We start from the raw sequence: 26,567 nt of genomic DNA on the forward strand, positions 1-26,567 counted from the left end.
GGAGACGTCCGAATGGCAACCACGACCACCGAATCCATCACGACGGCGGACCGCCGCCGCCGTGGCGGAGCCGCCACGGGCCTCCAGGCCGGACGACGGGACGGACGACGCAAGCCCCGCGTCGACCCGCTCTTCCTGGCGTTCCTGCTGCCCACCCTGGTGCTCTTCACGCTCGCCATCACGCTGCCGGCCGTGATGGGCATCGTGCTGAGCTTCACGAACTCCGTCGGCTTCGGCGAGTTCCGCTTCACCGGGCTCACCAACTACATCGCGGTGTTCTCCGACCCCGCGATCCTGCAGGCGTACCTGTTCACGCTCGGGTTCTCGCTCGTCACCGTGATCGTCGTGAACGCGATCGCGTTCCTGCTCGCCATCGCGCTGACGTCGAAGATCCGCGGCAAGATCGCGCTGCGTGCGGTGTTCGTGCTGCCGATGGTGATCTCGGGGATCGTCATCGCCTACGTGTTCTCGTTCCTGTTCGCGAACAGCCTGCCGGCCTTCGCCACCGCGATCGGGTTCGGGCCGCTCGAGCAGAGCATCCTGGCGAACCCCGACCTGGCCTGGCTGGCGATCGTGGTCGTCACCGCCTGGCAGGCGATCCCGTCGACGCTCCTCATCTACATCGCCGGCGTCCTCTCGATCCCCGGCGAGGTGTACGAGGCAGCCGCCCTCGACGGTGCCAGCGCCTGGCGGCAGCTCGTCTCGATCACCGCACCGCTGACCGCGGGCTACATCCTGATCAACCTGGTCATCGGGTTCAAGAACTTCCTGAACTCGTACGACATCATCGTCGGCCTGACCGACGGCGGCCCCGGCACCTCGACCACCAGTGTCGCGATGTCGATCTTCAAGGGCTTCAACGGCGGCGACTACGCCTACCAGATGGCGAACGCCACGATATTCTTCGTCATCGCGGTCGTCATCGCCGTGATCCAGCTGCGGGCGACCCGCGGGAAGGCAGCGCTCTGATGTCCCTGCAAGCACCCCTGCGACCGGGGACCACCGCGACCGGCAGCATCCGTTCCGTCGACGCCGATCGCTCCTCCGGCTCGGGCAAGGCCGGCCGCGGTCGTTCGAACTGGCCCGTCACCGTCGTCCTCGTGCTCTGCGCGCTGTCGGTGCTCGTGCCGCTGTACGTCACCCTGACGATGGCGTTCAAGACCACCGGGCAGGCCGTCGACGGCAACGCGTTCTCGCTGCCGGCACCGTTCAGCGTCGACGGCTTCGTGCAGGCGTGGCAGCTGACCGACTTCCCGCGGGCCTTCGCGGTCTCGGTGTTCGTCGCCGCGATCACCGTCGTCGGCACGATCCTGCTCGCCTCGTTCACGGCCTACGCGATCGCCCGGAACTGGGACCGGCGACTGTTCCGCTGGTCGTTCTTCTACCTGCTCGCGGCGATGTTCCTGCCGTTCCCGGTGCTCGCACTGTCGCAGGTGAAGCTCACCGGGCTCGCGCACCTGGACAACCCGCTCGGCGTCGCGATCCTGCACGTCATGTTCCAGCTCTCCTTCAGCGTGCTGCTCTTCACGGCCTTCCTGCGGTCGATCCCGGCGGAGCTGGAGGAGAGTGCACGCATCGACGGTGCGAGCACGGGGCAGGTGTTCTGGCGACTCGTGTTCCCGCTGCTGGCACCGATGAGCGCCACCGTCGGCATCTTCGCGTTCCTCGCGTCCTGGAACGACTTCGTGATGCCGTCGCTGATCACCTCCGACCCGGCGCTGCAGACCCTGCCGGTGCTGCAGCAGATGTTCCAGACCCAGTTCAGCAACAACTACAACGTGTCGTTCGCCTCGTACCTGATGGCGATGGCCCCCGCGATCATCGTCTACCTCGTCACCCAGCGGTGGGTGATGGCCGGCGTGACCCAGGGCGCCATCAAGTGACCGACACCGCCGGTGCGGGGCCGACCGCGATCGCCGGTGCGGACCCGACCGACACACACCCCTCGAACCCCTCGACCCACGAAAGGCCCGACGTGACCGACACCCTCGCCCAGCCCGCCACGACCTCGCACGACGAGACCTGGTGGCGCCAGGCCAGCGTCTACCAGATCTACCCCCGCTCGTTCGCCGACGCGAACGGCGACGGCATCGGCGACCTGCCCGGCATCACCGAGCGGGTGCCGTACCTGGCCTCGCTCGGCATCGAGGCCGTCTGGCTCAGCCCCTTCTACCCGTCCGCCCTGGCCGACGGCGGCTACGACGTCGACGACTACCGCGACGTCGACCCGCGCCTCGGCACCCTCGACGACTTCGACCGGATGGTCGAGGCACTGCACGCCGCCGGCATCCGGGTGATCGTCGACGTCGTCCCGAACCACACGAGCGACCGACACGACTGGTTCCGCGAGGCCCTCGCAGCACCCAAGGGCTCCCCCGCCCGCGACCGCTACGTGTTCCGCGACGGCAGCGGACCGTCCGGCGAGGACGCCCCCGCCGACTGGATCTCGATCTTCGGCGGGCCGGCCTGGACCGCCGTCGGCGACGGCCAGTGGTACCTGCACAGCTTCGCGAAGGAGCAGCCCGACCTGAACTGGGCGAACCGCGAGGTCCGCGACGACTTCCTGCACACCCTGCGCTTCTGGTCCGACCGCGGCGTCGACGGGTTCCGCATCGACGTGGCCCACGGCCTGGCGAAGGACCTGGGCGAGACCCTGCCCACCTGGGCCGAGCTCGCCGAGATGCCGAAGGACGGCACGCACCCGCTCTGGGACCGCGACGACGTGCACGAGATCTACGCCGAGTGGCGGACGGTCTTCAACGAGTACACGCCGGCGCGCACCGCGGTCGCCGAGGCCTGGGTCCCCGCCCACCGCCGTGCCCGCTACGCCAGCGCCGAGGGACTCGGTCAGGCGTTCAACTTCGACCTGCTCGAGGCCGACTTCGACGCCGGACAGTTCCGCACGATCATCGAGTTCAACCTCGGGCTCGCCGAGCAGTCCGGCTCGTCGACCACGTGGGTGTTCTCGAACCACGACGTCGTCCGGCACGCCACCCGCTACGCCCTGCCGCCCCGCGCCGGTGGCACCGACAAGCAGGGCAGCGCGTGGCTGCTCGCCGGCGGCTCGCAGGACGCGCTCGACCGGTCGCTCGGCCTGCGCCGCGCACAGGCCGCCACGCTGCTCGAGCTCGCCCTGCCCGGCTCGGCCTACCTGTACCAGGGCGAGGAGCTCGGCCTGCACGAGGTCGGTGACATCCCGGACGCCGACCGCCAGGACCCGGCGTTCTTCCGCAACCCGGGCGTCGACGTCGGTCGTGACGGCTGCCGCGTGCCGATCCCGTGGACGCGCACCGGCTCGTCGTTCGGCTTCGGTCCGGACGGTTCGCACCTGCCGCAGCCGGCGTGGTTCGCGGACTCCAGCGTCGAGGCCGAGGACGCCGACCCCGACTCCACCCTGAACCTGTACCGGAAGGCGCTCGGCCTGCGAGGCCAGCTGCAGTCCGAGGAACAGCTCGAGTGGATCGAGACCGGCCGCGACGACGTGCTCGCGTTCCGTCGGCCGAACGGGTGGACCAGCGTAACGGTCTTCGGCGACGAGCCCTTCGCGCTGCCGGCCGGCGAGCTGCTGCTCGCCTCGGCCCCCGTGGTCGACGGCGCCCTGTCGGGCGTGGGGACGGCCTGGTTGCGTTCCTGACGCGACGCTCGCGCCCTGGGCGCGACCGGATGACGGACTGGAGGCGCGGTGCCAGCTGGCACCGCGCCTCCAGTCCGTCGCCCCCCGCGTCTGCCCGCGTCTGCCCGCGTCTGCCCGGCCTACCCGGCGGAAACCGGCGTACCTGCCGGAACCGGGCGTACCGGGTCGGAAGTTCTGACCAGGTACGCCCGTTCCCGCATCCCATCGCGGCCGTTCTGGGAAGGAAGTCCCGGTAAGGTCACCGCATGAGCGGGGCGAGCATCAGCGTGCAGGACTTCGTGATGCGGTTCGGCGACCGCAACGTGGTCGACGGGCTGTCGTTCGACGTCGCCCCCGGTGAGACGTTCGGGCTGCTCGGCAGCAACGGCTCCGGCAAGACCACGACGATCCGGGCCCTGCTCGGCATCACCACCCCGACGGCGGGCACGCTGACGATCGACGGCCGCCCCTACCGACCGGCCACCGGCGGCATCGGCTACCTGCCCGAGGAGCGCGGGCTGTACCGCAAGGAGTCCGTCATCGACGTGATGACCTACTTCGGGCGCCTGCGCGGGCTCCGCGGAGCCGAGGCGACCGCGTGGAGCATGGACTACCTGGCCCGGGTGGGGCTCGCCGACCGCGCGAAGCTGCGCGTCGACAAGCTGTCCGGCGGGCAGCAGCAGAAGGTGCAGCTCGGCATCACGATCATGGACCGGCCGCGGCTGCTCATCCTCGACGAGCCGACCAAGGGACTCGACCCGGTGAACCGGCGGCTCCTGCTCGACCTGGTCGACGAACGGAAGGCCGACGGCGCGACCGTGGTCCTCGTGACGCACCACATGGACGAGGTCGAGCGGCTCTGCGACCGCATCCTGCTCCTCAAGGACGGGCGGGCCGCCGCGTACGGGTCCGTGCCCGACGTGCAGGACGCCTTCGGTGGCGCCGTCGCCCGCGTGGGGCTCGACGGCCCCGTACCGAAGTCGTCGCTGTACCGGCTCGCCCGCCACGAGGGGCACGTCGCCTACCTGGTCCCGACCCAGGCCGCCGCTCCGGACGGTGCGGACGTCCTGGCAGAACTGGTCGCGGCCGGGGTGCACGTCACCGCGTTCGAGATGCGCCGGATCCCGCTCGACGAGATCTTCGTGCAGGTCTACGGGCACGACGCCCTCGCCGCTGCGTCGTCGGACGGGGCAGCGGCATGAGCAACCTCGGCACGGTCGTCCGGTTCGAGTTCGTCCGCGCGGTGAAGAAGCCCGCGTTCTGGATCGGCACGCTCGCGCTGCCGGTCGTCATCGTGGTCGTGTCGCTGCTCGTCGGCATCGGGCAGGCCGCCGGCACGAACTCCGTGGTGTCCGGGTCGTCCGCCACGAAGACCCCGTTCCACTACGTCGACGAGTCCGGCCTGGTGTCGGAGTCCGTGGCGGCGAAGTGGGGTGGGACGCCGTCCACCGATGCCACAGCCGACCGCGCCGCCGTCCGCTCCGGTGACCTCGACGCCTTCATCGCGTTCCCGTCGTCGCCGTCCACGACGGCCATCCGGGTCGACGCCGCCGACCGGGGGCTCTTCGCCAACGGCGTGTACTCGTCGCTGGCCGAGCGGGTGCTCGAGCAGAGCGTCGCCGCCTCGGTCGACGACCCCGAGACCGTGGAGCTGCTCCGCAGTCCACCCGCCACCGACGTCACCACCTACGCCGACGGCCGGGTCGCGCCGGGCTGGTTGTCCGTCGTGCCGCCGTTCCTGTTCGTCGCCGCGTTCTTCGGGCTCGTCATCCTGCTCGCCGCCCGGATGGTCACCGTCGTGGTCGAGGAGAAGGAGAACCGGATCTCCGAGATGATCCTGACCACGGTGACCGCGGGCGACCTGATCCGCGGCAAGGTCATCGCGATGCTGCTCGTCGGCTTCGTGCAGGTCAGCGTGTTCGTCGTGCCCGGCCTGGTCGGGCTGCTCGTCGCCCTGCCGTTGGTGTCGTCGCAGCTCGGCGGGCTGACGGTCGACCCGTGGCGGATGGTGACCGGGGCGCTGCTGCTCGTCGGCGGGGTGCTGCTGGCGTCCGGGCTGTTCGTCGCCGTCGGGGCCGCCGTGCCGTCGATCAAGGACGCCTCGGCCCTGCAGTCGGCGGCGATCTTCGCGCTGATCATCCCCCTGTACGCGGCGTTCTTCGTGATGACGACGCCGACGTCGCCAGTCGCGCAGTTCTTCACGTACTTCCCGACCTTCACGCCGATCACCGCGATGGTGCGGAACGCCGTCGGGGCCCTGACCGTGACGGAGTCGGTGGTCTGCATCGTCGAGGTGTTCGTCGTCGCCGGGCTGCTGCTGTGGTTCGCGGAGTACCTGTTCCGGCACTCGGTCGCGCAGTACGGGTCGAAGGTGACGGTGCGGCAGATGCTGTCGTGGCGGCGGGGGCGTCGGGGCTGATCCCGCTGATCAGCCGGCGGGGCTGATCCCGCTGATCAGCCGGCGGCGATGCGGCGGAGCGCGTCCAGGTGGGCGGCCCAGACGGCCCGACCCGTCGCGGTCAGGGTGATCGACGTCCGGGGCGTCTTGCCCACGAAGCCCTTCCCCACCGACACGTAGCCGGCCGCCTCGAGCGCGGAGACCTGTTTGCTCAGCACCGAGTCGCTGACCTCGACCGCGTCGCGCACCTCGCGGAACCCCAGGGTGCCGGCGCGGGTCAGGGCAGCGATCACCGAGAAGCGCACCGGGTGCTGCAGCAGGTCGTCGAGCTCGTGCCGGGGATGCACCCGGTCGGTGGTGCTCACGAGCGGGCCTCGCGTGCCGCGCACACCAGGGCGACCAGCAGCACGAGCCCCGAGGTGATGCCCGACCAGAGCACCGAGCCGTGCACCCACCCGACCACGGCGATCGCCGCCAGGTAGGTGACCGCCCAGCTGACGATGTAGACGGTCCAGCGGCGGCTCCGGGCGAAGGCCGAGCGGCCGCGGATGCTCACCATGAAGAACACCACCAGGGCGAACAGGGCGACGAGGGTACCGACGTAGACGGCGGCGAACGCGTCCCCGGTCGTGAGCCCCATGCCGAGCGTGCCGAGCGACGTCGCGACGCCGAGCGCGGTGATGAACGTGACGTACGGCCAGCGGACGGCGTCGTGCGCTCGTCGGCCGATCCGGTCCGCCTGGTCGAGCAGTCGGGCCGCCTCCGCGGGTCCGGGTCGTGCGGTGGTGTTGTCCATGGTGTCCCCTCTCGTTGACACCAGTGTTGCAAGGACTTTCCGGTTTGGCAAGTACTTTCCAAACCGGATGAATCGCCACTGCACTCAGACGCGGACGGGCGCCTCGTCGAGGTCCCACGAGGGGACGGCATGCCGCTTCCATCCCTGGCGCAGGGTGTTCGCCGCGCGGTCGAACTCGACCAGGACGTCGATGTGCGGGCGGACCAGCATCTGGATCTGCAGCCCCTCGTAGACCGAGAGCAGCTGTGTCGCAGCCTGGTACGCGGGGATGCCGGCCTCTTCCGAGCCCTTGTCGAAGTCGCGCTGCAGCCCGACGGTCAGCTGCTCGGCGTACTCTTCGAACCGCTTGCGGAACAGTTCGGCGAACCCGGACTCCGAGCTGGCCACGGTGATCAGCCCCGCGAGCACCCGGACGAGCCCGGGGTCAGCGACGTCCTCGGCCAGGGTCAGACGGACGTGCTCGATCGTGCACGTGGGCGGGTTCTTCCGCCGGGTCCCCCGCAGCTGCGCCCACCGGTCGTAGGTGACCAGGAGCAGGGCGTGCCAGGTCGGGAACAGCCGCTCGACGGTCTCGAGCGGGATGCCGGCCACCTCGGCGACGACCGCCGCGTCCACGGTGTCGAACGGGTGCAGCCGGTAGGCGCGGATGGCCGCGCGCACCGTGCGCTCTGCGAGGGACTCGTCGTCCTCGACGCGTTCGCCGTGCAGGGGTTCCATCCGACCATTGCAGCGCATTCCGGGCCGTTTGTCTCGTCCCAGAGCGGGGGCCGTGCTCCCGGCCGCGTCAGCGCGCCGGGACCACGGCGGTCAGCCGACGGTGACGGGCGCCGCCGGAGGCCGCACCCGCTGGCGCATCCACACGAAGAACCCGGTCAGGGTGAAGACGCCGTAGAAGACGTACATCAACCCGGAGGCGTAGTACCTGGCGGAGAACAGCAGCGGAACGCCGACCAGGTCGACCGCCACCCAGATGAGCCAGAACTCGACCCACCCCTTCGCCATGCCGTAGGTGGCCAGCAGCGATCCGACGAAGATCCACGCGTCGCTCCACACCGGCTCGTAGGACCCGAGCGCGCGGAAGACGGGGGTCAGCAGGGCGGTGCCGCCGACCAGGCCGACGACGAGCAGCAGACGGGTCCGCCAGGAGGCCCAGCGCGGGTCGATCACGGTCGTCGCGTCCTCGGGGCGGTGCGTCCACCGGTACCAGCCGTAGATGCTCACGATGATGAACATGACCTGACGGCCGGCCTGCCCGAGCAGGTTGACGGGGTTCGGGGTGTCGAAGAGCGCGCCCATGAAGACGGTGAAGAGCAGGGCGTTGCCGACCAGTCCGACCGGCCAGGCCCAGACCTTCCGGCGCATGCCCCCGAGGGCGCTGAGCAGCCCGAAGACGTTGCCGATCACCTCGCGCCAGAGCACCGTCTGGTCGCCGATGACGATCTGCGCGTCGAACAACCAGCGCACGATGTCCATGGGCCCTCCTCGTTTCCGGACGGTGCAACGACGCCGTGCGTACCGGCATTCCTTCTGTGATCGCTCCGCCCACGCGAAGCGCACACCCAGAAATCGGGGTACAAATCATGTCCTCCCTAGCGGGGACAAAAATGACCCCCGTTCTGGGGTCCGGGTGAACGCTCGTTCTCGCTTATCGGCACTTTGGGGGACAGGTAACGTCGACACCAGAGCGAGTCCAGCCCGCCCGAGCAGCAGCACATGCGCTCCGAGGCCCGGCGACCGCTCTCGGCACCGGTCAGCCGCGACCCCCTCCAACCACTGGGTCGATGACAACCTCCCCACCGGACACGACGCCCGAATGTCCCCGGTGGGCTTCAGCGTGCCCCGAGCACGCAGGAACGGATCCACCCCATGCACAAGATCGTCACCGGTGCCATCGCCGGCGCAGCAGGCGTCGCACTCCTCCTCGGCGGCGCGGGCACGTTCGCGCTCTGGAACGCCAGCGCCTCGAGCGCCGCGTCCGCCGTGAGCGCCGGCACCCTGACGCTGAGCGCCAACAACGACGGTGCCTGGAGCGACATCACGAACGGTCGTTCCACCGCGATCGACCCGACGAAGGCCCTGATGGTCCCGGGCAACACGTTCCAGTTCACCCAGACGCTGAACATCGGCGCGACCGGCCAGGACCTCAAGGCGAACCTGACCTACGCCAACCAGAGCATCACCGGTGACGCCGCGCTGCTCGCCGCCACGACGAAGACGCTGGCCGTCACCTCGACGAGCGCCTCGGTGGTGCAGTCCTCGTCGAACACGAACACCTTCGTCGTCTCGCCGTCCTCGTCCACGTCGACCGTCAAGGTCGTCTTCACGGTGACGCTCCCCTCGTCGGCGACCACCGGTCAGGGCGGCTCGATCAACCTCAGCGCGCTGGCCTTCACGCTCACCCAGACCGCGATCGGTTCCTGATCCACCGATCGCACCCCACCGACCACGACGACCAGGAGCAGGCACATGACCGCCACACCGCGGACGACGGGACGCCACCGCGCGGCCCGACGGCACCGCTGGGTGTGGCCGGTCGCGCTCGCCCTGGTCGTCGCGGTCGGAACAGCACTCCTCGGCACCGGCGGCACGTACGCGCTCTGGAACGGGACCGCCAGCACGGCGGCCACCACGGTGCGCTCCGCCACGGCGACCGTCAGCGTCAGCAGCACCACGGCGATGAACACCGCGGTCCTCGGGCCGGGCACGAGCGCCACCGGCACCTTCACGGTGCGGAACACCGGGTCGGTCCCGCTGTCGATGCGCGTCACGACGACGGCCTCGAAGTCGTCCGTCGCGGCGGCGACCGGTGAGCTGACGCTCCACCTCGTGATGGTGTCCTCGACCGCGAAGTGCGTGCCCGGGCTCACCGGCACGAGCGGGCGGCTCGCCACCTTCGACACCGGTACCGGGTCGTTCACCCTGCCGGCCGGGGTCAGCGGCACCGCGTGCCTCGAGATGGCCCTCGACGCCGACGCCCCGCAGACCGTCGCCGGCGCCACCACCGACTTCACCCTCACCGTCACCGGAACGCAGGTCTCCGCATGAACCGCCGCCTCCGGCTCCTCGTCGCCGTGCTCCTCACCGTCCTGTTCGTCGGCGGTACCTCGAGCGCCGCGTGGGCACTGTGGAGCGCGGCGGGCACCACCGCGGCGAGCACCACGGTCGGCACGGTCGCGGCGTCGATCAGCGGCACGAGCGCCCTCACCACGGCGTTCTCGTCGAGCGTCACCTCGACGACGAAGCCGATCACCCTGACCGACTCGGGCACCCTCGCCGGCACCGCCACCACCACGGTCTCCGTCGTGTCCGGCAGCTCGACCGCGCTCGCCAAGGCCGTCACCGTCATCGCCTGGCCGGTCGCCTCGACCGCAGGCTGCACCACGAGCACGGCCGTGGGCACCGGGTCCGTCACCGGCACCTGGGCCTCGCTGCCGAGCATGAGCGCGAAGCTCGCCGCCGGCACCTCCGCCGTCTGGTGCACCCGCAGCACCCTGCAGTCGTCGGCCCCGGCCGGCTCGACCGCCAAGGTGAACGTCAACCTCACCGTCACGAGCGGCACCTGGACCTCGGGCGTCGTGGCGGGCGGCTTCACCCTGACCACCCCGGCAGCGGTCGTCGACACCACCCCCTCGCTGGTCTGCACCGACCACGGCGGTTGGTACGTCGAGATCCGGTGGGACGCCGCGAACCGCCCGGTGGACACCTGGTACGGGGCCTTCGTCGGCTCGACGCCGGTCGGGCAGAAGGCGCAGGACTACTCCGCGTTCATCACGATCGCGCCGCCGGACGTCCCCGCGAGCGCCGGCACCGCGGGCACGCTGACCGTCACCGTCAAGGTGCTCGACAGCGCCGGCAACCCCACGTCGACCGTCGCGGGTACCGGCAAGGTCACGCTCTTCACGCAGGACAACGGGGCGGCGATCCGATGCGGCGCATGAGCACCCCCACCCCGCGTACCGGCTGGCGCGCCGTCGTCCACGCCGTCGTGCTCGGTCTCAGCACCGGGCTCCTGCTGCTCGTCGCCGCCCTGGCGGTCGTGCTGATCGTCGTGCCGAAGGCCACTGGCTCGATGCCGCTCACCGTCCTGACGCAGTCGATGGAGCCGACCCTGCCGCCGGGGACGCTGCTCGTGGTCCGTCCGACCCCGATCGACGACATCCGGGTCGGCGACGTCGTCACCTACCAGATCGTGTCCGGCCAGCCCGCGGTCGTCAGCCACCGCGTGGTCTCGGTGTCGTCGTCGTCGGACGGCGAGCGGACCTTCGTGCTCAAGGGCGACAACAACGCCGAGGCCGACCCGGCACCGGTCACCGCCGTGCAGATCCGTGGCGTGGTCTGGTACTCCGTGCCGGAGATCGGCATCGTCAACCAGGTCGTCAACGGGTCGCGGAGCTGGCTCATCCCCACGGTCGCCGGCGTGCTCCTGACGTACGGAGCGGTCATGATGAGCGCGGGCTTCGTGAGCGCCGCACGTCGTCGCCGCGCCCGCACCAGCCGCGCCCGCACGAGCCGCGTCGGCACCAGCCGCGGACGACGCAGCGCAGCGCACCACGTCGAGCGGACCACCAGCGAGAACAGGACCGAGACGACGACCACCACCCGGTCTAGGCTCGGTGGACGTGACGGACGGAGTGCAGCGGGCGCGGGAGCTCCTCGACGCGGCGGCCCGACGGCTCCGCGCCGCGGGCGTCCCGGACGAAGCACTCGGCGAGTACGTGCAGCCGAAGGCCGTCCTCGGGATCCGTCGTGACCCGACGATGCGGCCCCTCGGCCGGGTGTGGCGGGTCGGAGCACTCCTGATCGGGTCGTCCCCCGAGACCGCAGGCCGTGTCTGGGCCACCGGGTCGATCACCCGCGTCACCGAACCCGGTCGGTCGCAGTACCAGTCGGTCTCCGCCGAGGTCCGTCGCGCCTACCGAGCCGCCGCCGCGAAGGGGCACTTCGGCGCCGGTGACACGGTGAACCACGGCGCCGTCCCGATCCCCGTCGACGACTCCCTGGTCGGCGCCGAGGGCGTGCTCGTCGTCATCGACGACGTGCCGTCGGTCCGGTGGTCTCCGACCGCCGGCGCCGCAGTCCCCCTCGCCGACTACCTGGACGACCGCGTCGGGCTGCTCGTCGATCCCCCGCGGGGCGCGACCGACTGACGCGGCACCGGGCACGGGCCCTGAACCGGCCGACCCCACACCGCAGCCCGTCCGCCGGACGCGATCCGGGCCTCCAGGCTGACCGGACCGACCACGCGCCTGTCGCGACGTCACCCGGTCCCGATAGTGTCGGAACGTGAGCAACGAGGCATTCGACGACCGCTACGAGCTGCGCGAGTTCGCGCCCGGGACGGACGACAAGGGGGCACCGAACGCCGAGACGGCAGCGTGGATGCAGGCCGTCGGGATGGGCTTCCACGAAGCCGACCCCGACGCCGAGGGCGCGGCCCGCATGGCGTCGCACTTCATCGCCGACGAAGAGACGTTCCTCGGGGTCTACGTGCGCGAGCCGTTCCCGGGGTCCGTCGACGAGACGTGGCCGGCCGGCACCTTCACGTGGTTCCGCAAGGCGCTGAGCTGGGGCGACGGGTCCTCCGTCGACACCCAGGCGATCTCCGCGGTCACCGTCCGCCCGACCGAGCGTCGCCGCGGCATCCTGCGCCGGATGATGACGCACGCGCTCGAGCGCGGGGTCGCCGAGGGCTACGCCGTCGCGTCGCTGACCGCGTCCGAGGGCACCATCTACCGCCGCTTCGGCTTCGGCTGCGCCATCCGCGAGCGTGCCGTGCACGTCCGCCGCGAGCGGGCGCTCCCCCTGCTCGCCCCGACCTCCGGCACGGTGTCGGTCGTGACGCCGCAGTGGCTCGCCGACGGCCCGGGCAAGGCGGTCTTCGACCGGTTCCACGTCCGCACCCCCGGCTCGATGGTCCGCAACACCGGCACCTGGCCGATCGTGTTCGGCCTGCTCGGCCACGACGGGCAGAAGGCGAAGGACGTCCGTGCGGCGGTGCACCGTCTCGACGGCTCCGACGAGATCGACGGGTACGTCACCTGGCGCGTCAAGGAGGACCGCGGTTCCGACACCGCACTCGAGATCGTCGACCTGGTGTACGCGGACGACCAGGCCTACACCGCCCTGTGGGAGTTCCTGCTCTCGGTCGACCTCAACGACGTCGTGAAGTACACCCGCTCCCGCCTCGACGACCCCATCGTCGCGGCGCTCGGCGACAACCGTGCGTACGACGTCGACCACGAAGAGGACCACGTCTGGCTGCGCGTGCTCGACGTGCCCGCGGTGCTGGCCTCGCGGCCGTTCGCCGTCGACGGGTCGCTGACACTCGGGGTCACCGACGCGCTCGGCTTCACCACCGGCACGTACCGCCTCGACGTCCAGGAGGCCCGTGGCACCGTCACGCGCATCGCCGACGACGTCGACGTGGCCGGGTCTGACGTCCAGCTCGACGTCGCGGAGCTCGGTGCGCTGCTGATCGGCTCGGTCTCCCCCGTCACGTTGGCCGCCGCGGGGCTCGTCCGCGCTGCGGACCCGGCGTCGGTGGAGCTGCTCCGCGCGATGCTGCTGCCGCCGCGGACGCCGCACGGCATCACGTACTTCTGATGGACGTCGGCCGCGTGGTGGGGCGCGCGCGTCAGGTCGTCTCCGTCCTGGCGTCACCTGCCCTGCGTGCGGCCGCGCTCGGTGGGAGTCCCGTCGATGACCGCACCCGGGCTGCGATCGACTCGTTCGACTGGCTCACCGACGAGGGTCCCGACGCGTCGGTGCTCGGCCGGACGTCACGCGAACTCCAGCGACTGCAGTCGCCGGCCGCGGTGCTCGAGTTCGACCGGATCGAGCGGATGCCGGTGAAGGACGTCGAACGGCATGCGCTGTCCGTCCGGATCGTCGAGCTCGTGTTCGAGCGACTCGGACCGGACCGAGCCGTGCCGGAGGCCGTCCTGAACGCGGCCGTCGGCATGTTCGCGACCGATGTCTCTCTCGTGCGCCGGGATGCCGTGGACCTCGGCGTCCTGACGCGCACCGACGACGGTTCGGTCTACCGGTTGAGGGTCGACCGCCCGGCCTGAAGCTGCTGGCCCGTTCCGCCTCGTGCGAGGTGCGAGCGCTCTGGTGCGAGGTTCCCGATTCCGTGGCAGGCGGACGCGCTCGCACGGAGTACGGAACCTCGCACCACAACAGCGGCGGGGGCGCCGGACCTCGCACGGTGCGAGGCTCGGCACCTCGCACCGTGCAGCGCCCCTACGCCCGGCGCCGCACCCGCGAGGTGAACAACCTCGCACGGTGCAAGGGGCGAGCGCTCTGGTGCGAGGTTCCCGATTCCGTGGCAGGCGGACGCGCTCGCACGGAGTACGGAACCTCGCACCACAACAGCGGCGGGGCACCGGACCTCGCACGGTGCGAGGCTCGGCACCTCGCACGAGTGGCCGCGCCCTACGCCCGGCGCCGCACCCGCGGGTCGACGAACGCGTATACCACGTCGACGATCACGTTCGCCGTGACGATCAGCAGCGCCGAGAACAGCGTGAAGCCGACGACCACCTGCAGGTCGAGCGTGTGCACCGCGTCGATGAGCAGCGCGCCGAGGCCCTGCATCGAGAACACCTTCTCGGTGATGACCGCGCCACCGAGCAGCGACCCGAGGTCGAGCCCGAACAGCGTCACCACGGGCAGGATCGCCGTCCGGAGCCCGTGCCGCACGACGACCTGGCGCTCCCGCAGCCCCTTGGCACGGGCGGTCCGGACGAAGTCCTGCGACATCGACTCGAGCATCTCACCACGGGTCAACCGGGCGTAGATCGCAGCGCTGATGAAGGCCAGCACGCACCACGGCAGGATCAGGTGGGTGAACCAGCCGACCGGGTCGTCGCCGAAGGCCACGTACCCGCTCGTCGGCAGGATCCCGAGCACGAACCCGAACAGCAGGATGCCGAGCAGCCCGACCAGGTACGCCGGGGACGAGACACCGGCGACCGCGACCGTCATCACGGCCCGGTCGACGAAGGTGCCGCGGCGCAGTGCCGAGACGGTGCCGCCGAACACCCCGGCGACGAGCCACAGCACGGCGGCGCCCACGGCGATCGAGGCCGTGACGGGCAGGCGCGCCAGGATCAGCTCGGTGACGCTCTCGTGCAGCTGGAACGAGTACCCGAAGCACGGCGCCGCGCACTCGATGACGCTGTTGCCGCTGCCGAAGGTCCGGCCGGTGAAGATGCCGGCCAGGTAGGCGCCGAACTGTGCGAGCCAGGGCTTGTCGGTACCGAGGAACGCCTGGACCTCTCGCAGCCGGTCGGGCGTGCAGGGCTTGTCGCAGATCGCCCGGGCCGGATTGGTCGGCAGGAGCATGAAGAGCGCGTACGTGATGGCCGCGACGACGAGCAGCACGACGGCGGCCCCGAGCACGCGGATCGCGAGGAACCGCAGGGTGGCGGCGTTCACGCGGTGCCCCCTCGTGGGTCGAGGGCGTCGCGCAGGGCGTCACCGAGCACGTTGAAGGCGAGGGTGATGAGGAACAGTGCGGCTCCGGGGAACACGAGGTACATGGGATCGGTCTGCACCCAGCCGATGGCGTCGCCGATGCTGCGACCCCACGACGGCGTCGGTGGGTTGACGCCGACGGCCAGGAACGAGAGCGCGGCCTCGGCACCGATCATCGACGGGATCGAGATGGTGGCGTAGACGGTGATCGTCGCGGCGAGGTTCGGCAGCAGCTGCGTGCGGATGACGTGCCAGCGCCCGGCGCCCATCGCCGTGGAGGCGACGACGTAGTTGCGGCTGACGAGCGACAGCGTCTGCCCCCGCACGACACGGGCCACGGCCGGCCAGCCGAAGAACCCGATGACGAGCACGACGAGCACGGGCTTCGGGAACGTCGACGGCACGATCGCGGTCAGGGCGATCATGAACACGAGCGACGGGAACCCGAATATCACGTCGACGACCCGCGAGAGCACCCGGTCGTACCAGCCACCGAAGAACCCGGTCGTGACGCCGACGAGGACGCCGATGACGATCGACACCAGGGTCGCGGCGAGTCCGATGCCGAGCGAGGTCCGCGCACCGTACGTGACGATCGAGAACAGGTCACGCCCGGTCAGGGGCTCGACACCGAACCAGTGGTCGCCGCTGATGCCGCCGCCGGCACCCCGGGGCGCACCGAACGAGTTGAGGGCATCGATGTCGTACGAGTACGGGTCCTGCCCGGACAGCTTCGCGATGAGCGGGGCCGCCACCGCGACCACCAGGAACACCGCGATGACGACGGCAGAGGCCACCGCCCAGCGGTCCTGCCGGACACGTCGCACCACGGCCCGGAAGCCGGTCGTGCGGCTGGACGGTGCGACCGGTCGGTCGACGACGTTGGCCGTCACGAGGCCACTCCTTCCCACGCGCGCCACGCCTCGCGGCGAGCGGCCTGTCGCACGGGATCGGCGACGGGCGCTGCGGCGAGGAGCATGCGCGTGTAGTCCTGGTGCGGGTCGTCGAGCACGGCGTCGGTGCTCCCCCGCTCGACGACCCGGCCGTCACGCAGCACGATCACCTGGTCGGCGAGCTGGCGGACGACGGCGAGGTCGTGGCTGATGAGCAACATGCCGAAGCCGAACTCCCGCTGCAGCCCGGCGAGCAGGTCGAGCACGGCGGCCTGCACCGTCACGTCGAGTGCCGAGGTCGGTTCGTCGGCGATGACGAGTGCCGGGCGCAGTGCGAGCGCACGCGCGACGGCGACGCGCTGCCGCTGGCCGCCGGACAGCTGGTGCGGGAACCGCTCGGCCCACGTCGGGTCGAGCTGCACGGCGGTCAGGAGTTCACGGACCCGTTCGGCTCGCTCGGCGGCGGAGTCGGTGCCGTGCACGAGCAGCGGTTCCGCGATGCTCCAGCCGATGGTCTGTCGCGGGTTGAGCGACGACGCCGGGTCCTGGAACACGATGCCGACCCGGCTGCGCAGCTCGCGCAGTCGTCGTCCGCGAGCGGTGCGCAGGTCGCTGCCGTCCACCTCGACCGAGCCGGCGACGACGGGCACCAGGCCCGCGAGCGCGCGCCCGATCGTGGACTTGCCGGAACCGGATTCGCCCACCAGGCCGACGGTCTCGCCGGCGTGCAGGTCGAGGTCGATGCCGGACACGGTCGGTCCGCCTCGGCGCGAGTACCGCACGGCGACGTCGCGCAGGCGCGCCACGGGCGGCCGGGAGGCGCGACTCGCGTCCGCCTCGTCGCGCACCGCAGCGGTCTTCGCGCTGGGCGACACCTCACGCGCGCCCGGAGCCGTGAGCTGTCGGTGGGCGCGTGAGCCGGGCTCGCCGACCCGGGCGTCCGGGTCCGCAGCCGGCGTTGCGGACGCGGCCTCCAGGCTGGGGACGGCCGCGAGGAGCTCGCGCGTGTAGTCGGCGGTCGGGTGGGCGAAGACCTCGGCGACGGTGCCGTGCTCGACCGGGTCGCCGCGGCGCAGCACCAGCAGGTCGTCCGCGACGTCCGCGACCACGCCCATGTCGTGGGTGATGAGCAGCACGGCGAGGGAACGCTCGCGGCCGAGCCGCCGCAGCAGGTCGAGGATGCCGGCCTGCACGGTGACGTCGAGCGCGGTCGTGGGCTCGTCGGCGAAGAGTGCGACCGGGTCGCCGGCCAGGGCCATCGCGATCATCGCGCGCTGGAGCTGGCCGCCGGACAGTTCGTGCGGGTAGGCCTTCCGGATGCGCTCCGGGTCGGTGAGCCCGGCGTCCCGGAGCAGTTCGTCGACACGTGCCCGGACCCCGGCGCGGTCGAGCCCGGTCGGGTGGGCCCGGACGGCCTCGGCGATCTGCGTGCCGATCGAGAGGACCGGCGTGAACGAGTTCATCGGCTCCTGGAACACCACGCCGATGCCCGCACCCCGGACGGCGCGGACCGTCTCGACGGGGGCACCGATGAGTTCCTCGCCACGGAACCGGGCGCTGCCCGACACCGAGACCTGCGGCGGCAGGAGCCCGAGCACGCTCATGGCGCTGACGGACTTGCCCGAGCCGGACTCCCCCACCAGGGCGAGGACCCGGCCGGGCGTCAGGTCGAAGGAGACGTCACGGACGACGGGCTCCGCGTCGCCGAACGCGACGCGGAGCCCCTCGACCTGCAGGATCGGTTCGGTCACTGCTTGAGCGAGACCTTGAGGTAGTTCGGGTACGCCGGGAAGTCCGCGATCTGGAAGTTCTGCACGTTCGAACCGGCGAGGAAGGACTGCTTCGCGTAGATCAGCGGCACGACCGGAGCGTCGGCCATGATCTTCTTGTCCGCCTGGGCCCAGAGCTTCTGCGCGTCGTCCTGGTCGACCGTGGAGCTCGCCTTCGCGATGAGGGCGTCCGCCTCGGGGTTGCTGTACTTCGAGACGTTGTAGCCACCGCCACCGATCTGCGACGAGTCGTAGAGGGGCTGCAGGTTGGCGTTCGCGCTCGGGAAGTCCGGCTGCCAGCTCGACAGCGACAGGTCGAAGTCGGTGCCGTTGGTGGTCGCCTGCGTGAAGGAGTCGTAGTCGAGCGGCTTGAGCGTCACGGCGATGCCGGCACGCTTCAGGCCGGACTGCAGCGCCTGGGCCTGGGCGAGGTAGGTCGGGTCGTTCTGCGTCACGAGGGTCAGCTTCAGGTTGCTGACGCCGGCCTCCTTGAGCAGCTGCTTCGCCTTGTCGACGTCGCCGGTGGCCTTCGTCTCGTACAGGTCGTAGTCCTGGCGCCCGGCGATGCCCGGGGTGATGAGCGTCGAGGCGTACGAACCGGCGATCGCGCCGCCGGCGGCGATCCGGAAGGACTTGCGGTCGACCGCGTACTGCAGCGCCTGGCGGACCTTGAGGTCCTTGAGCTCGCCGCGCTGGGTGTTGATCGCCATGTAGCTGATCGGGCCGGCCTTCGACGTGGCCAGGCGGTCCTGGGCGGCCGGGTTGCTGCGCACCTGGTTGAGCTCGGCGGCACCCAGGTAGATGGCGCCGAACGAGTTCTTGGCGTCGCCGTTGTCCGCGATCAGCGTCTGCGTCGCCGTGGACTGGTCCTGGCTCTCCTTGAAGACGATCTTCGACGGGCCGGCGGTGCGGACCTCGTCGGTCTTCGCGCTCCAGTTCTTGTTGCGGACGAGCGTGACCTGCGAGCCCTGCGTGTTCGACTGCACCTGGTACGGGCCGGACGCGACCGGCTTCAGGTCGTAGGCGCCGGTGTCCTTGCCGTCACCCTCGGGCACCGGCGTGAAGGCCGGCATCGACGCGAGCCACGGCCAGTCGCCGTACGCGTCGTTCAGCTTGAAGACGATGGTCTTGTCGTTCGGGGTCTCGATGCTGTCGAGCGACTTGCCGTCGAAGGGGCCCTTGTAGTCGGCACCGCCCACCAGGAGCGACTTGTGGTAGCTCAGGCCACCGCTCAGCGTCGGCGCGAACGAGCGCTCGATGCCCCACTTGATGTCCTTCGTGGTGATCGGCGTGCCGTCCTGGAACTCGACGCCGTCCTTCAGCGTGTAGGTCCAGGTCTTGCCGTCGTCGCTCGAGACCCCGGTGTTGGTCGCCAGGTCGGGGACGACCTTCGCCGTCTTGCCCGGCTCGACGTCCCACGTGGTGAGCCGTCGGGCGACGAGGCCCATCGACGTGATGCCGAGGCTCTGGCTTGTCGCGGGGTCGAGGTGGAACGAGGTCTGCGGCGTCAGGATGTTGAGCGTGCCGCCCTTCGCCGTGCCCTCGGCGCCGTCGTCGGACGAACCCCCACCCGAGCAGCCGGTCAGGACCAGGGCTGCTGCTGCGGCGACGGCCGCGGTGATCGTCAGGCGGTTGGGGCGTCTCATGACGGTGCTGCTCCTCGGGGAAGGGGGTCGCGATCGCGGTGGCGGTCGCTGCGACGGCGGAACGGTTCACCCGCCGGGCGGCGTCCATCCTGACACCGCGACGGTGGCCCGTCCGAATCTCGCGTGCGTCGGACGACGCACGACGAAACATTGCAAGCGCCGGACGCCGTCCCGCTATTCCCGATGCGTTCGCACAGCGGTGCGTCAGCGGTCGAAGAGCCCACCGAGGAAGTCGTTGCCGAGGTTCGACGCCTGCTCGCCGAGGCCCGATGCCTGCTCGCCGAACCCGCCGAGGAGCTGCTCGCCCTGACCGAAGAGCCCCTCGACGCCACCGCCGAGGTCACCGAGCCCGAGGTCGCCCATGCCCGAGGCGATGCCCTCGAAGTCCACGCCGAGGTCGGCGGCCCCTGCCAGGACCGGCCCTGCGGCGGCACTCAGCACGGCTCCCCCGGCCACCGCCGCGGCGAGGCCACCGAACGCCATCGCGCCGGCGCCGACCGCTGCACCGCCGGCGAAGGCCCCGGCGCGGCCACGGCCGTTGCCGTTGCCGTTGCCGTTGCCGTTGCCGTTGCCGTTACGGCCGGAACCACCGAGGACCCGTCGGACCAGACCCGGACGGGACATCTCGCCGCGGGTCATCGCACGGGCCATGCCGCCCGCCGAGTCGTCGCGCAGGTGCTCGTGGGGCGGGAGCTCGGAGTTCAGGCGGTCGCGGACCTGCTGGCGCTGCGCGGGGGTGAGCCGCGCGAAGGCGTCGTGGTGGACCTGTTCGAGCTGCTCCGGCGACGAGGTGCGGAGCAGGTAGTCGTACTTCGCCAGGGCGACCTTGTCGGCGTCGGCCCCGTGCTGCGGCGTGCCGGCGTGCTGCTGCGGCTGGCCGTACTGCGCCGGCTGCGGCTGGCCGTACTGCTGCGGCTGCTGGCCGTACTGCTGCGGCGGCTGCTGCTGGTTCCGGTCGTCGCCGGTCAGCTTGTCCGCAGCGCTGCGCACGATGCCGCGCCAGTCGGTCCCGCCCTGCTGCGATCCGGCGCCGGGCGCGGTTCCCCCCTGCCCACGCTTCTGGAGCTGCTTGTCGATGGCCTTGGAGGCCATGCCGAGGATGCGGTTGAGGTTCGCCATGCCCCGACCTTTGCGTCCTCACATGTGAAGGCCCGGCGCTGCTCCGGTGCGACACCCGCGCAACGCATCCCGATCCCCTGGGAACCGGCGCGGCTCAGGACAGGATGCGCGCGAGGAACGCGTTCCGGAACCGCCCCGTGGGGTCGAGGTCCCGGGCGAGTGCGGCGAAGTCGGACAGCCGCGGGTACGCCTCGTGCAGCCGCTCGGCACTCGCGGCGGAGACCTTGCCCCAGTGCGGCCGCGGGTCGAAGGGCTCGAGCACGTCCTCGATCCGGGCAACCGTCGCGGCCACGGCGGCGGCGTCACGACGGAACGTGAAGTGCAGGCCCACCGACTGCCGACCGGACGACGGCGCGAGCCAGGCGGTGTCGGCCGCGATGGTGCGGACCTCGGCGGCGATGAGGATCGGGGCGAACAGCGACGCCAGCGGTCGGAGCGCCTCGAGCGCCGACACCGCCGAGGCTGCGGGGATCAGGTACTCCGCCTGGATCTCGGCCCCGGTCGACGGGGTGAACGAGGACCGGAAGTGCGGCAGCCGCTCGGACCAGGGCCCCGGCACGCCGCCCTGCTCGGTGACCCCGGCGGGGTCGTTCTCGCCCGGGTGCACCGGACCCGAAGCCGCTCGGGCTCCCAGGGCGACGAGGTCAACGGTCGGTGCGACCTCGTCGACGCGGTGCTTGACCCAGACCTGCCGGGCACCGCGGTCGTCGAACGACGTGAACATCGACACCGAGTACGCGTCGGACATCACCTGGTCGAACTGCGCGGCGACGGCGTCCCACGGCAGGTCGAGGTGCACCGTCGTGGCGACCTGGAACGTCGGCTCGATCGCGAGCTCCACCGCGGTGACGACGCCGAGCGCGCCGATCCCCACCCGGTGGGCGTCGAGCAGCCCGTCGGGCGACGAGGCGTCGACGTGCGCGAGAGCACCGGAGGCGCGGACGACGTCGAGGCCGACCACCGCCTGCGCGAGCGACGGGTTCCGCACACCGGAGCCGTGCGTGCCCGTGGCGACGGCCCCGGCCGTGGAGATGTGCGGCAGGGACGCGAGGTTCCCGAGTGCCCAGCCACAGGCCTCCAGACCGGCCGCGACCTGGCTGTGCGTCATGCCGGCGGCGACCCGCACGACGCGACGCGACGTGTCGATGTCGAGCACGGGCGGCAGGTCCGACAACGCGACCTGGACGGCATCGGTGTCGGCGATGGTGTTGAACGAGTGTCGCGAGCCGAGCGCCGTCAGGCGCGGCGTCGAGGCGACGAGCTGCTGGAGCTCGGCCACCGACGTCGGCCGGGCCAGCGCCGAGGCGCGGTAGGTGACGTTGCCCGCCCAGTTGGTGCGGGTGCGCTCGGCCGCGATCACGTCGTCCATCGTGGGTCCTGACTCCTCTAGAAGCCGCGGTCGAGACGGTGCCACGTCTGCTGGAGACGCAGCTCGTCGCGGAACCCGCGTGCGGTGGTGTGCTCGTCGATGACCAGGAACTCGGTGCCGACCATGGTCGCGAAGTCCTCGACGACCTGCAGGCCGACGGCCGTCGTCATCACGGTGTGGTGGGCGGCGCCGGCGGTGAGCCAGGCCTCGGCGGCGACGGGGAACGACGGCCGGGGCTCCCAGACCGCGCGGCCCACGGGCAGCTTCGGCAGGGCCTCGGTCGGGGGCACGACGTCGACGACGTTGGCGGTGAGGCGGAAGCCGTCGCGGGTGTCGGACAGCGCGACGACGACGGCCTCGCCGGAGTCGGCGGTGAAGACCAGGCGGACCGGGTCGTCCTTGCCGCCGATGCCGAGGGGGTGGATCTCGAGCGTCGGCTTCGTGGTGGTGAGCGTCGGCGAGACCTCGAGCATGTGCGCCCCGAGGATCTTCTCGGCGCCCGGGGTGAGGTCGTAGGTGTAGTCCTCCATCAGGGAGGCACCACCGGGCAGGCCGGCACCGGCGACGTTCATCGCGCGGACCAGGACCGCCGTCTTCCAGTCGCCCTCGGCACCGAAGCCGTAGCCGTCGGCCATCAGGCGCTGCACGGCCAGGCCCGGCAGCTGCTTGAGCGAGCCGAGGTCCTCGAAGTTCGTGGTGAACGCGGCGCTGCCGTTCTGCGCGAGCAGGGTGCGGAGGCCGATCTCGATGGCGGCGCCGTCGCGGAGCGCGGCGTGCCGTTCACCGCCGGCGCTGCGGAGTGACGGGTCCACGTCGTAGTCGCGCTCGTACGTCGCCACGAGTGCGTCGACCGCTGCCGTGTCCGCTGCTGCGGCCTCCACCGCTGCCGCGAGCTCGTTGACGGCCCACGCGTTGACCTGCACGCCGAGCTCGATCTCGGCCTCGGTCTTGTCGCCCTCGGTCACGGCGACGTAGCGCATGTTGTCGCCGAAGCGGGTCAGCTTCAGCTCACGGACGGCCGCGGCGCCGGCGGCGGCACGGGTCCAGTTCGCGACGCGCTGCTGGACGCGGGGGTCCGAGACGTGGCCGACGGCCGTGGCGTGCCGGACGCCGAGGCGGGCCAGTGCGTAGCCGAACTCACGGTCGCCGTGCGCAGCCTGGTTGAGGTTCATGAAGTCGAAGTCGATGTCCGCCCAGGGCAGCGTGACGTTCGCCTGCGTGTGCAGGTGCAGCAGCGGCTTGGTCAGCGCCTGCAGGCCGCCGATCCACATCTTGGCCGGGCTGAACGTGTGCATCCACGTGGTGACCCCGATGACCTTGTCGTCGGCGCTCGCCTCGATGAGCGCCCGGCGGATGCCGTCGGCGTCCTTGAGCACGGGCTTCCAGACCAGCTTCACCGGCAGGTGCCCGGCGAGTTCCGCGTGGACGGCCCTGCTCTGCTCCTCGACCTGGCGCAGGGTCTCCTCGCCGTAGAGCCCCTGGGAGCCGGTCAGGAACCAGACCTCGTAGCTGTCCAGCGTGGCCTGGGGGTCGACGGTGGTGTCCTGCGTCATCGCATGGCTCCTTCGGGGTTCTGTCCGTAGACGTTCTGGTAGCGATCGAAGAGTCGATCGATGTCGGCATCGGGGATCGGCACGGCGTCGCCGAGCTGCCGCGAGATGTGGACGGTCCGTGCCACGTCCTCGCACATCACGGCCGCCTTGACGGCGTCCTTCGCGTCCTTGCCGATCGTGAAGACGCCGTGGTTCTGCATCAGGACCGCGCGGCTGCGGTGGCCGCTCAGGGTGTCGACGATCCCGTGACCGATCGAGTCGTCGCCGATGATCGCGAACGGGCCGACCGGGATGGGTCCGCCGAACTCGTCCGCCATCGCCGTGATCACGCACGGGATCGCCTCGGCGCGGGCGGCCCAGGCGGTCGCGTACGTCGAGTGGGTGTGCACGACACCGCCGACCTCGGGCATGTTCCGGTACACGTAGGCGTGCGCGGCGGTGTCGCTGGACGGGCCGTGCTCGTTGCCCCAGCCCTCGGCCGGCACGCCGTCGAGGGTGCAGACGACCTGGTTCCCGGGCGTCAGGTCGTCGCTCGACACCCCGCTCGGCTTGATGACGAACAGGTCCGTGCCGGGCACGCGCTCGGAGACGTTGCCGCCGGTCCAGATCACGAGGCCGTAGCGGACGAGTTCGCCGTGCAGGCGCGCGACGCGCTCCCGCGTCGTCGCCACCGCCTGGCGTGTGGTCTCGTCGATCGCGTCCGTCATCGGGTCACTTCCTCTGTCTGGAGGCGCGGGTCGGCGCCGTCGGTCTGCTCGGTCGGTCCTGTGGTCGCGCTGGGGCGGGTCGCCGCCGCGGCGACGTCCTGCACGGGCAGTGCGGCCCGGTAGCGCTCCAGGTACGTCTGGAACCCGGCGACGTCCGCCGGCTCGGGTTCGGCCACGTGCACGGCGTCCCCGCCGAACACGGTGTCGGACAGGTAGTCGGCGAGCTGCTGGTCGGTGTGCTCGAGGTAGGCGGCCAGGACGGCGATCCCCCACGCACCGCCTTCGCCCGCGGTCTCCTCGAGCGCGATCGGCACGCGCAACGCCGCCGCGAGGAGCCGCTGCGGGCTGCCGGGCGTGCGGAAGAGCCCGCCGTGCGCGGTCATCCGGTCGACCTGCACCTGTTCGCCGTGCAGGACGTCCATGCCGATGGCCAGGGTCGCGAACGCGCCGTGCACCTCGGAGCGCACCAGGTTGCCGAGCGTGAAGCGTGCGCCGGGGGTGCGGAGCAGCAGGGGCCGGCCGTCCTCGACGCGGGTGACGGGTTCGCCGGCCAGGTAGTTGAAGGAGAGCAGGCCGCCGGCGTCGGGATCGGTGGCGTCCGCGACGGCCTCGGCGAGCAGCGTGGCGTAGACGTCGTCGATGCCGATCGGCGTCGCGCCGGTACGCTCGCTCGAGGCCTCGGCGAAGCGTCCGAACACCCGGGCCCAGCTCGCGATCTCGCTCGCGCCGTTGTTGCAGTGCACCATCGCCACGGCATCGCCGGCCGGGGTGGTGACGACGTCGAGTTCCTCGTGCGCGGTGGTCAGCGGCTGCTCGAGCACGACCATCGCGAAGATGCTCGTGCCGACGCTGACGTTGCCGGTGCGCGGGGCGACGGCGTTCGTCGCGACCATGCCGGTTCCGGCGTCGCCCTCGGGCGGGCAGAGCGGTGCGCCGGGTTCGAGCGTGCCGCTCGGGTCGAGCCAGGTCGCGCCCTCGGGGGTCAGCTCACCGGCTTCCGCGCCGGCGACGAGGACCTCGGGCAGCAGGGACCGCAGGTCCGGCACGCCGATCAGGTCCTGCGCGGTGGCGAGCATGGCGTGGTCGAAGTCCTTCGCGCCCGGGTCGCCGGGGCCGCTGTCGACAGGGCCGCCCTCGATCGGGAACATGCCGCTCGCGTCGCCGACGCCCAGGACGTTCCGCCCGGTCAGGCGTCGGTGCACGTAGCCCGCCAGGGTCGTGACACCGGCGATCTCGGCCACGTGCGGCTCGTCGTCGAGGACCGCCTGGTACAGGTGGGCGATCGACCACCGCAGCGGGATGTTGAACCCGAGGGCCTCGCTGAGCCGTTCGGCCGCGGGGCCGGTCGAGGTGTTGCGCCAGGTGCGGAACGGCACGAGCAGCTCGCCCGCGGCGTCGAACGCCAGGTAGCCGTGCATCATCGCGCTCACGCCCACGGCGCGGTACGTGGCGGGGGTGACGTCGTACTGCGTCTCGACGTCGGCCACCAGGGCGGCGTACGCGGCCCGGAGTCCGGTCTCGACGGCCTCCAGCGAGTAGGTCCAGCGGCCGTCGACGTACTCGTTCTCCCACTCGTGGGAACCGGCGGCGATGGGCACGAGGTCCTCGTCCACCAGGCAGGCCTTGATGCGGGTGGAGCCGAGCTCGATCCCCAGTGTGGTGCGGCCGTCCACGATCCGCTGTCGGCGGTCGTCACCCATGCGTTCCTCCAGAACCTCGTCGTCCCCAGTGAGCGCTCACATCCTGGCACGTGAGCGCTCACTCATGCAACGCCGCGGCGCGCCGCCCGCACTGCTCGTCCCGCTCATCGGGTCGTCCCGCTCGTCCCGTCCCGCTCGTCCCGTCCCGCTCGTCCCGTCCCGCTCGTCCCGCTCGTCCCGCTCGCCCGCCCTCCCGCCCGCCCGCCTGCCCCACCGGTCGCAACACCCCGCTCAGTTCCCCCCACCGGTCACGAACCGTCGTCCAGCGCATCGGCAGACGACCGTTCCTGACCACTCGACGTCCCACGCACGACGGGTCGTGACCGCGCGACGAACGAGGGGCGCCGACGACGTGCGACCACGGCAGCCCCACACCCGCGCAAGTCCCGACCACCGGCCACCCCGCACCCGCGCAAGTCGTCGACCACCGGCCACCCTCCACCCGCGCGAGTCCCCGACCACCGGCCCGCCGACCCCACGACACCCCGAACCGCGGCGCCCGGGACGGTCACGACACCCCGCCGCC

Annotated in this window: 25 protein-coding genes; 12 read left to right on the plus strand and 13 right to left on the minus strand. The window is 71.4% G+C overall.

From position 1 onward, the window contains the following. Positions 1-12 precede the first annotated feature (12 nt). The 5 genes from ORG17_RS13400 to ORG17_RS13420 all read left to right on the plus strand — a co-directional run bounded on the left by ORG17_RS13400 (position 13) and on the right by ORG17_RS13420 (position 6,032). A complete protein-coding gene (locus ORG17_RS13400) occupies positions 13-969 on the plus strand; it encodes a carbohydrate ABC transporter permease (protein ID WP_111057796.1) in 957 nt (318 codons plus the stop codon). Then, a complete protein-coding gene (locus tag ORG17_RS13405; protein WP_027466185.1) occupies positions 969-1,883 on the plus strand; it encodes a carbohydrate ABC transporter permease in 915 nt (304 codons plus the stop codon). Before ORG17_RS13400 ends, ORG17_RS13405 begins: the two co-directional genes overlap by 1 nt. Before the next feature lie 92 nt (positions 1,884-1,975). Then, the gene (locus ORG17_RS13410; RefSeq protein WP_214527716.1) at positions 1,976-3,634 is read left to right on the plus strand and encodes a glycoside hydrolase family 13 protein; all 1,659 of its coding nucleotides are present in this window, start codon (positions 1,976-1,978) and stop codon (positions 3,632-3,634) included. 245 nt (positions 3,635-3,879) lie between these two features. Then, positions 3,880-4,815 (plus strand): ABC transporter ATP-binding protein, encoded by a 936-nt coding sequence (locus tag ORG17_RS13415; RefSeq protein WP_071247805.1) that lies wholly within the window; start codon positions 3,880-3,882, stop codon positions 4,813-4,815. Further along, positions 4,812-6,032 carry an ABC transporter permease gene (locus tag ORG17_RS13420; protein WP_214527715.1) on the plus strand — a complete coding sequence of 407 codons (1,221 nt, stop codon included), beginning with the start codon at positions 4,812-4,814 and terminating at the stop codon, positions 6,030-6,032. The genes ORG17_RS13415 and ORG17_RS13420 overlap by 4 nt, the downstream gene beginning before the upstream one ends. A gap of 35 nt (positions 6,033-6,067) precedes the next feature. Here ORG17_RS13420 and ORG17_RS13425 read toward each other — a convergent pair whose 3' ends face one another. From ORG17_RS13425 to pnuC, 4 genes are all read right to left on the minus strand, one after another. Next, complete coding sequence (locus ORG17_RS13425; RefSeq protein ID WP_214524699.1) at positions 6,068-6,376, minus strand: winged helix-turn-helix domain-containing protein; 309 nt, start codon at positions 6,374-6,376, stop codon at positions 6,068-6,070. Continuing rightward, positions 6,373-6,807 (minus strand): chemotaxis protein CheY, encoded by a 435-nt coding sequence (locus tag ORG17_RS13430; protein ID WP_214527714.1) that lies wholly within the window; start codon positions 6,805-6,807, stop codon positions 6,373-6,375. The genes ORG17_RS13425 and ORG17_RS13430 overlap by 4 nt, the downstream gene beginning before the upstream one ends. Before the next feature lie 84 nt (positions 6,808-6,891). Continuing rightward, positions 6,892-7,524 carry a hypothetical protein gene (locus ORG17_RS13435; RefSeq protein ID WP_071404264.1) on the minus strand — a complete coding sequence of 211 codons (633 nt, stop codon included), beginning with the start codon at positions 7,522-7,524 and terminating at the stop codon, positions 6,892-6,894. Between the two features lie 90 nt (positions 7,525-7,614). Beyond that, positions 7,615-8,280 carry a nicotinamide riboside transporter PnuC gene (gene pnuC, locus ORG17_RS13440; protein ID WP_214527713.1) on the minus strand — a complete coding sequence of 222 codons (666 nt, stop codon included), beginning with the start codon at positions 8,278-8,280 and terminating at the stop codon, positions 7,615-7,617. Positions 8,281-8,673: 393 nt separating this feature from the next. Between pnuC and ORG17_RS13445 the strand changes: the two genes are divergently transcribed. The 7 genes from ORG17_RS13445 to ORG17_RS13475 all read left to right on the plus strand — a co-directional run bounded on the left by ORG17_RS13445 (position 8,674) and on the right by ORG17_RS13475 (position 13,877). After that, the gene (locus ORG17_RS13445; protein ID WP_027466180.1) at positions 8,674-9,228 is read left to right on the plus strand and encodes an alternate-type signal peptide domain-containing protein; all 555 of its coding nucleotides are present in this window, start codon (positions 8,674-8,676) and stop codon (positions 9,226-9,228) included. A 45-nt stretch (positions 9,229-9,273) separates the two neighbouring features. Next, positions 9,274-9,852 carry a TasA family protein gene (locus ORG17_RS13450; RefSeq protein ID WP_214527712.1) on the plus strand — a complete coding sequence of 193 codons (579 nt, stop codon included), beginning with the start codon at positions 9,274-9,276 and terminating at the stop codon, positions 9,850-9,852. After that, the gene (locus tag ORG17_RS13455) at positions 9,849-10,745 is read left to right on the plus strand and encodes a hypothetical protein (RefSeq protein WP_214527711.1); all 897 of its coding nucleotides are present in this window, start codon (positions 9,849-9,851) and stop codon (positions 10,743-10,745) included. Before ORG17_RS13450 ends, ORG17_RS13455 begins: the two co-directional genes overlap by 4 nt. Beyond that, on the plus strand, positions 10,742-11,557 hold the full coding sequence (locus ORG17_RS13460; RefSeq protein ID WP_250892533.1) for a signal peptidase I: 816 nt from the start codon (positions 10,742-10,744) through the stop codon (positions 11,555-11,557). The genes ORG17_RS13455 and ORG17_RS13460 overlap by 4 nt, the downstream gene beginning before the upstream one ends. After that, the gene (locus tag ORG17_RS13465) at positions 11,523-11,954 is read left to right on the plus strand and encodes a hypothetical protein (protein WP_111029933.1); all 432 of its coding nucleotides are present in this window, start codon (positions 11,523-11,525) and stop codon (positions 11,952-11,954) included. Before ORG17_RS13460 ends, ORG17_RS13465 begins: the two co-directional genes overlap by 35 nt. Positions 11,955-12,090: 136 nt before the next feature. Continuing rightward, the gene (locus ORG17_RS13470) at positions 12,091-13,410 is read left to right on the plus strand and encodes a GNAT family N-acetyltransferase (protein ID WP_214527709.1); all 1,320 of its coding nucleotides are present in this window, start codon (positions 12,091-12,093) and stop codon (positions 13,408-13,410) included. Next, the gene (locus ORG17_RS13475) at positions 13,410-13,877 is read left to right on the plus strand and encodes a DUF2087 domain-containing protein (protein ID WP_214527708.1); all 468 of its coding nucleotides are present in this window, start codon (positions 13,410-13,412) and stop codon (positions 13,875-13,877) included. The genes ORG17_RS13470 and ORG17_RS13475 overlap by 1 nt, the downstream gene beginning before the upstream one ends. A gap of 364 nt (positions 13,878-14,241) precedes the next feature. Here ORG17_RS13475 and ORG17_RS13480 read toward each other — a convergent pair whose 3' ends face one another. The 9 genes from ORG17_RS13480 to ORG17_RS13520 form a co-directional block, all read right to left on the minus strand. After that, a complete protein-coding gene (locus tag ORG17_RS13480; protein WP_027466175.1) occupies positions 14,242-15,246 on the minus strand; it encodes an ABC transporter permease in 1,005 nt (334 codons plus the stop codon). Then, positions 15,243-16,178 carry an ABC transporter permease gene (locus tag ORG17_RS18405; RefSeq protein ID WP_214528109.1) on the minus strand — a complete coding sequence of 312 codons (936 nt, stop codon included), beginning with the start codon at positions 16,176-16,178 and terminating at the stop codon, positions 15,243-15,245. Before ORG17_RS18405 ends, ORG17_RS13480 begins: the two co-directional genes overlap by 4 nt. After that, positions 16,175-17,929: a dipeptide ABC transporter ATP-binding protein gene (locus tag ORG17_RS13490; protein ID WP_214528108.1), complete on the minus strand. Its 1,755-nt coding sequence runs from the start codon at positions 17,927-17,929 to the stop codon at positions 16,175-16,177. The genes ORG17_RS18405 and ORG17_RS13490 overlap by 4 nt, the downstream gene beginning before the upstream one ends. Further along, positions 17,926-19,593, minus strand: a complete 1,668-nt coding sequence (locus ORG17_RS13495; protein WP_214528107.1) for an ABC transporter substrate-binding protein — start codon at positions 19,591-19,593, stop codon at positions 17,926-17,928. Before ORG17_RS13495 ends, ORG17_RS13490 begins: the two co-directional genes overlap by 4 nt. 204 nt (positions 19,594-19,797) lie before the next feature. Beyond that, positions 19,798-20,712: a cation-transporting ATPase gene (locus ORG17_RS13500; RefSeq protein ID WP_214528106.1), complete on the minus strand. Its 915-nt coding sequence runs from the start codon at positions 20,710-20,712 to the stop codon at positions 19,798-19,800. 94 nt (positions 20,713-20,806) lie between these two features. After that, positions 20,807-22,081: a D-arabinono-1,4-lactone oxidase gene (locus ORG17_RS13505; RefSeq protein ID WP_214528105.1), complete on the minus strand. Its 1,275-nt coding sequence runs from the start codon at positions 22,079-22,081 to the stop codon at positions 20,807-20,809. Between the two features lie 17 nt (positions 22,082-22,098). Beyond that, positions 22,099-23,634, minus strand: coding sequence for an L-arabinose isomerase (araA, locus tag ORG17_RS13510; protein ID WP_214528104.1), 1,536 nt, complete (start codon positions 23,632-23,634; stop codon positions 22,099-22,101). Next, positions 23,631-24,341, minus strand: a complete 711-nt coding sequence (locus ORG17_RS13515) for an L-ribulose-5-phosphate 4-epimerase (RefSeq protein ID WP_214528103.1) — start codon at positions 24,339-24,341, stop codon at positions 23,631-23,633. Before ORG17_RS13515 ends, araA begins: the two co-directional genes overlap by 4 nt. After that, complete coding sequence (locus ORG17_RS13520; RefSeq protein WP_214528102.1) at positions 24,338-26,041, minus strand: xylulokinase; 1,704 nt, start codon at positions 26,039-26,041, stop codon at positions 24,338-24,340. The genes ORG17_RS13515 and ORG17_RS13520 overlap by 4 nt, the downstream gene beginning before the upstream one ends. Positions 26,042-26,567: the final 526 nt, after the last annotated feature.

Origin of the sequence: Curtobacterium flaccumfaciens pv. betae (genome assembly GCF_026241855.1) — a bacterium.
Classification (GTDB): Bacteria; Actinomycetota; Actinomycetes; order Actinomycetales; family Microbacteriaceae; genus Curtobacterium; species Curtobacterium flaccumfaciens.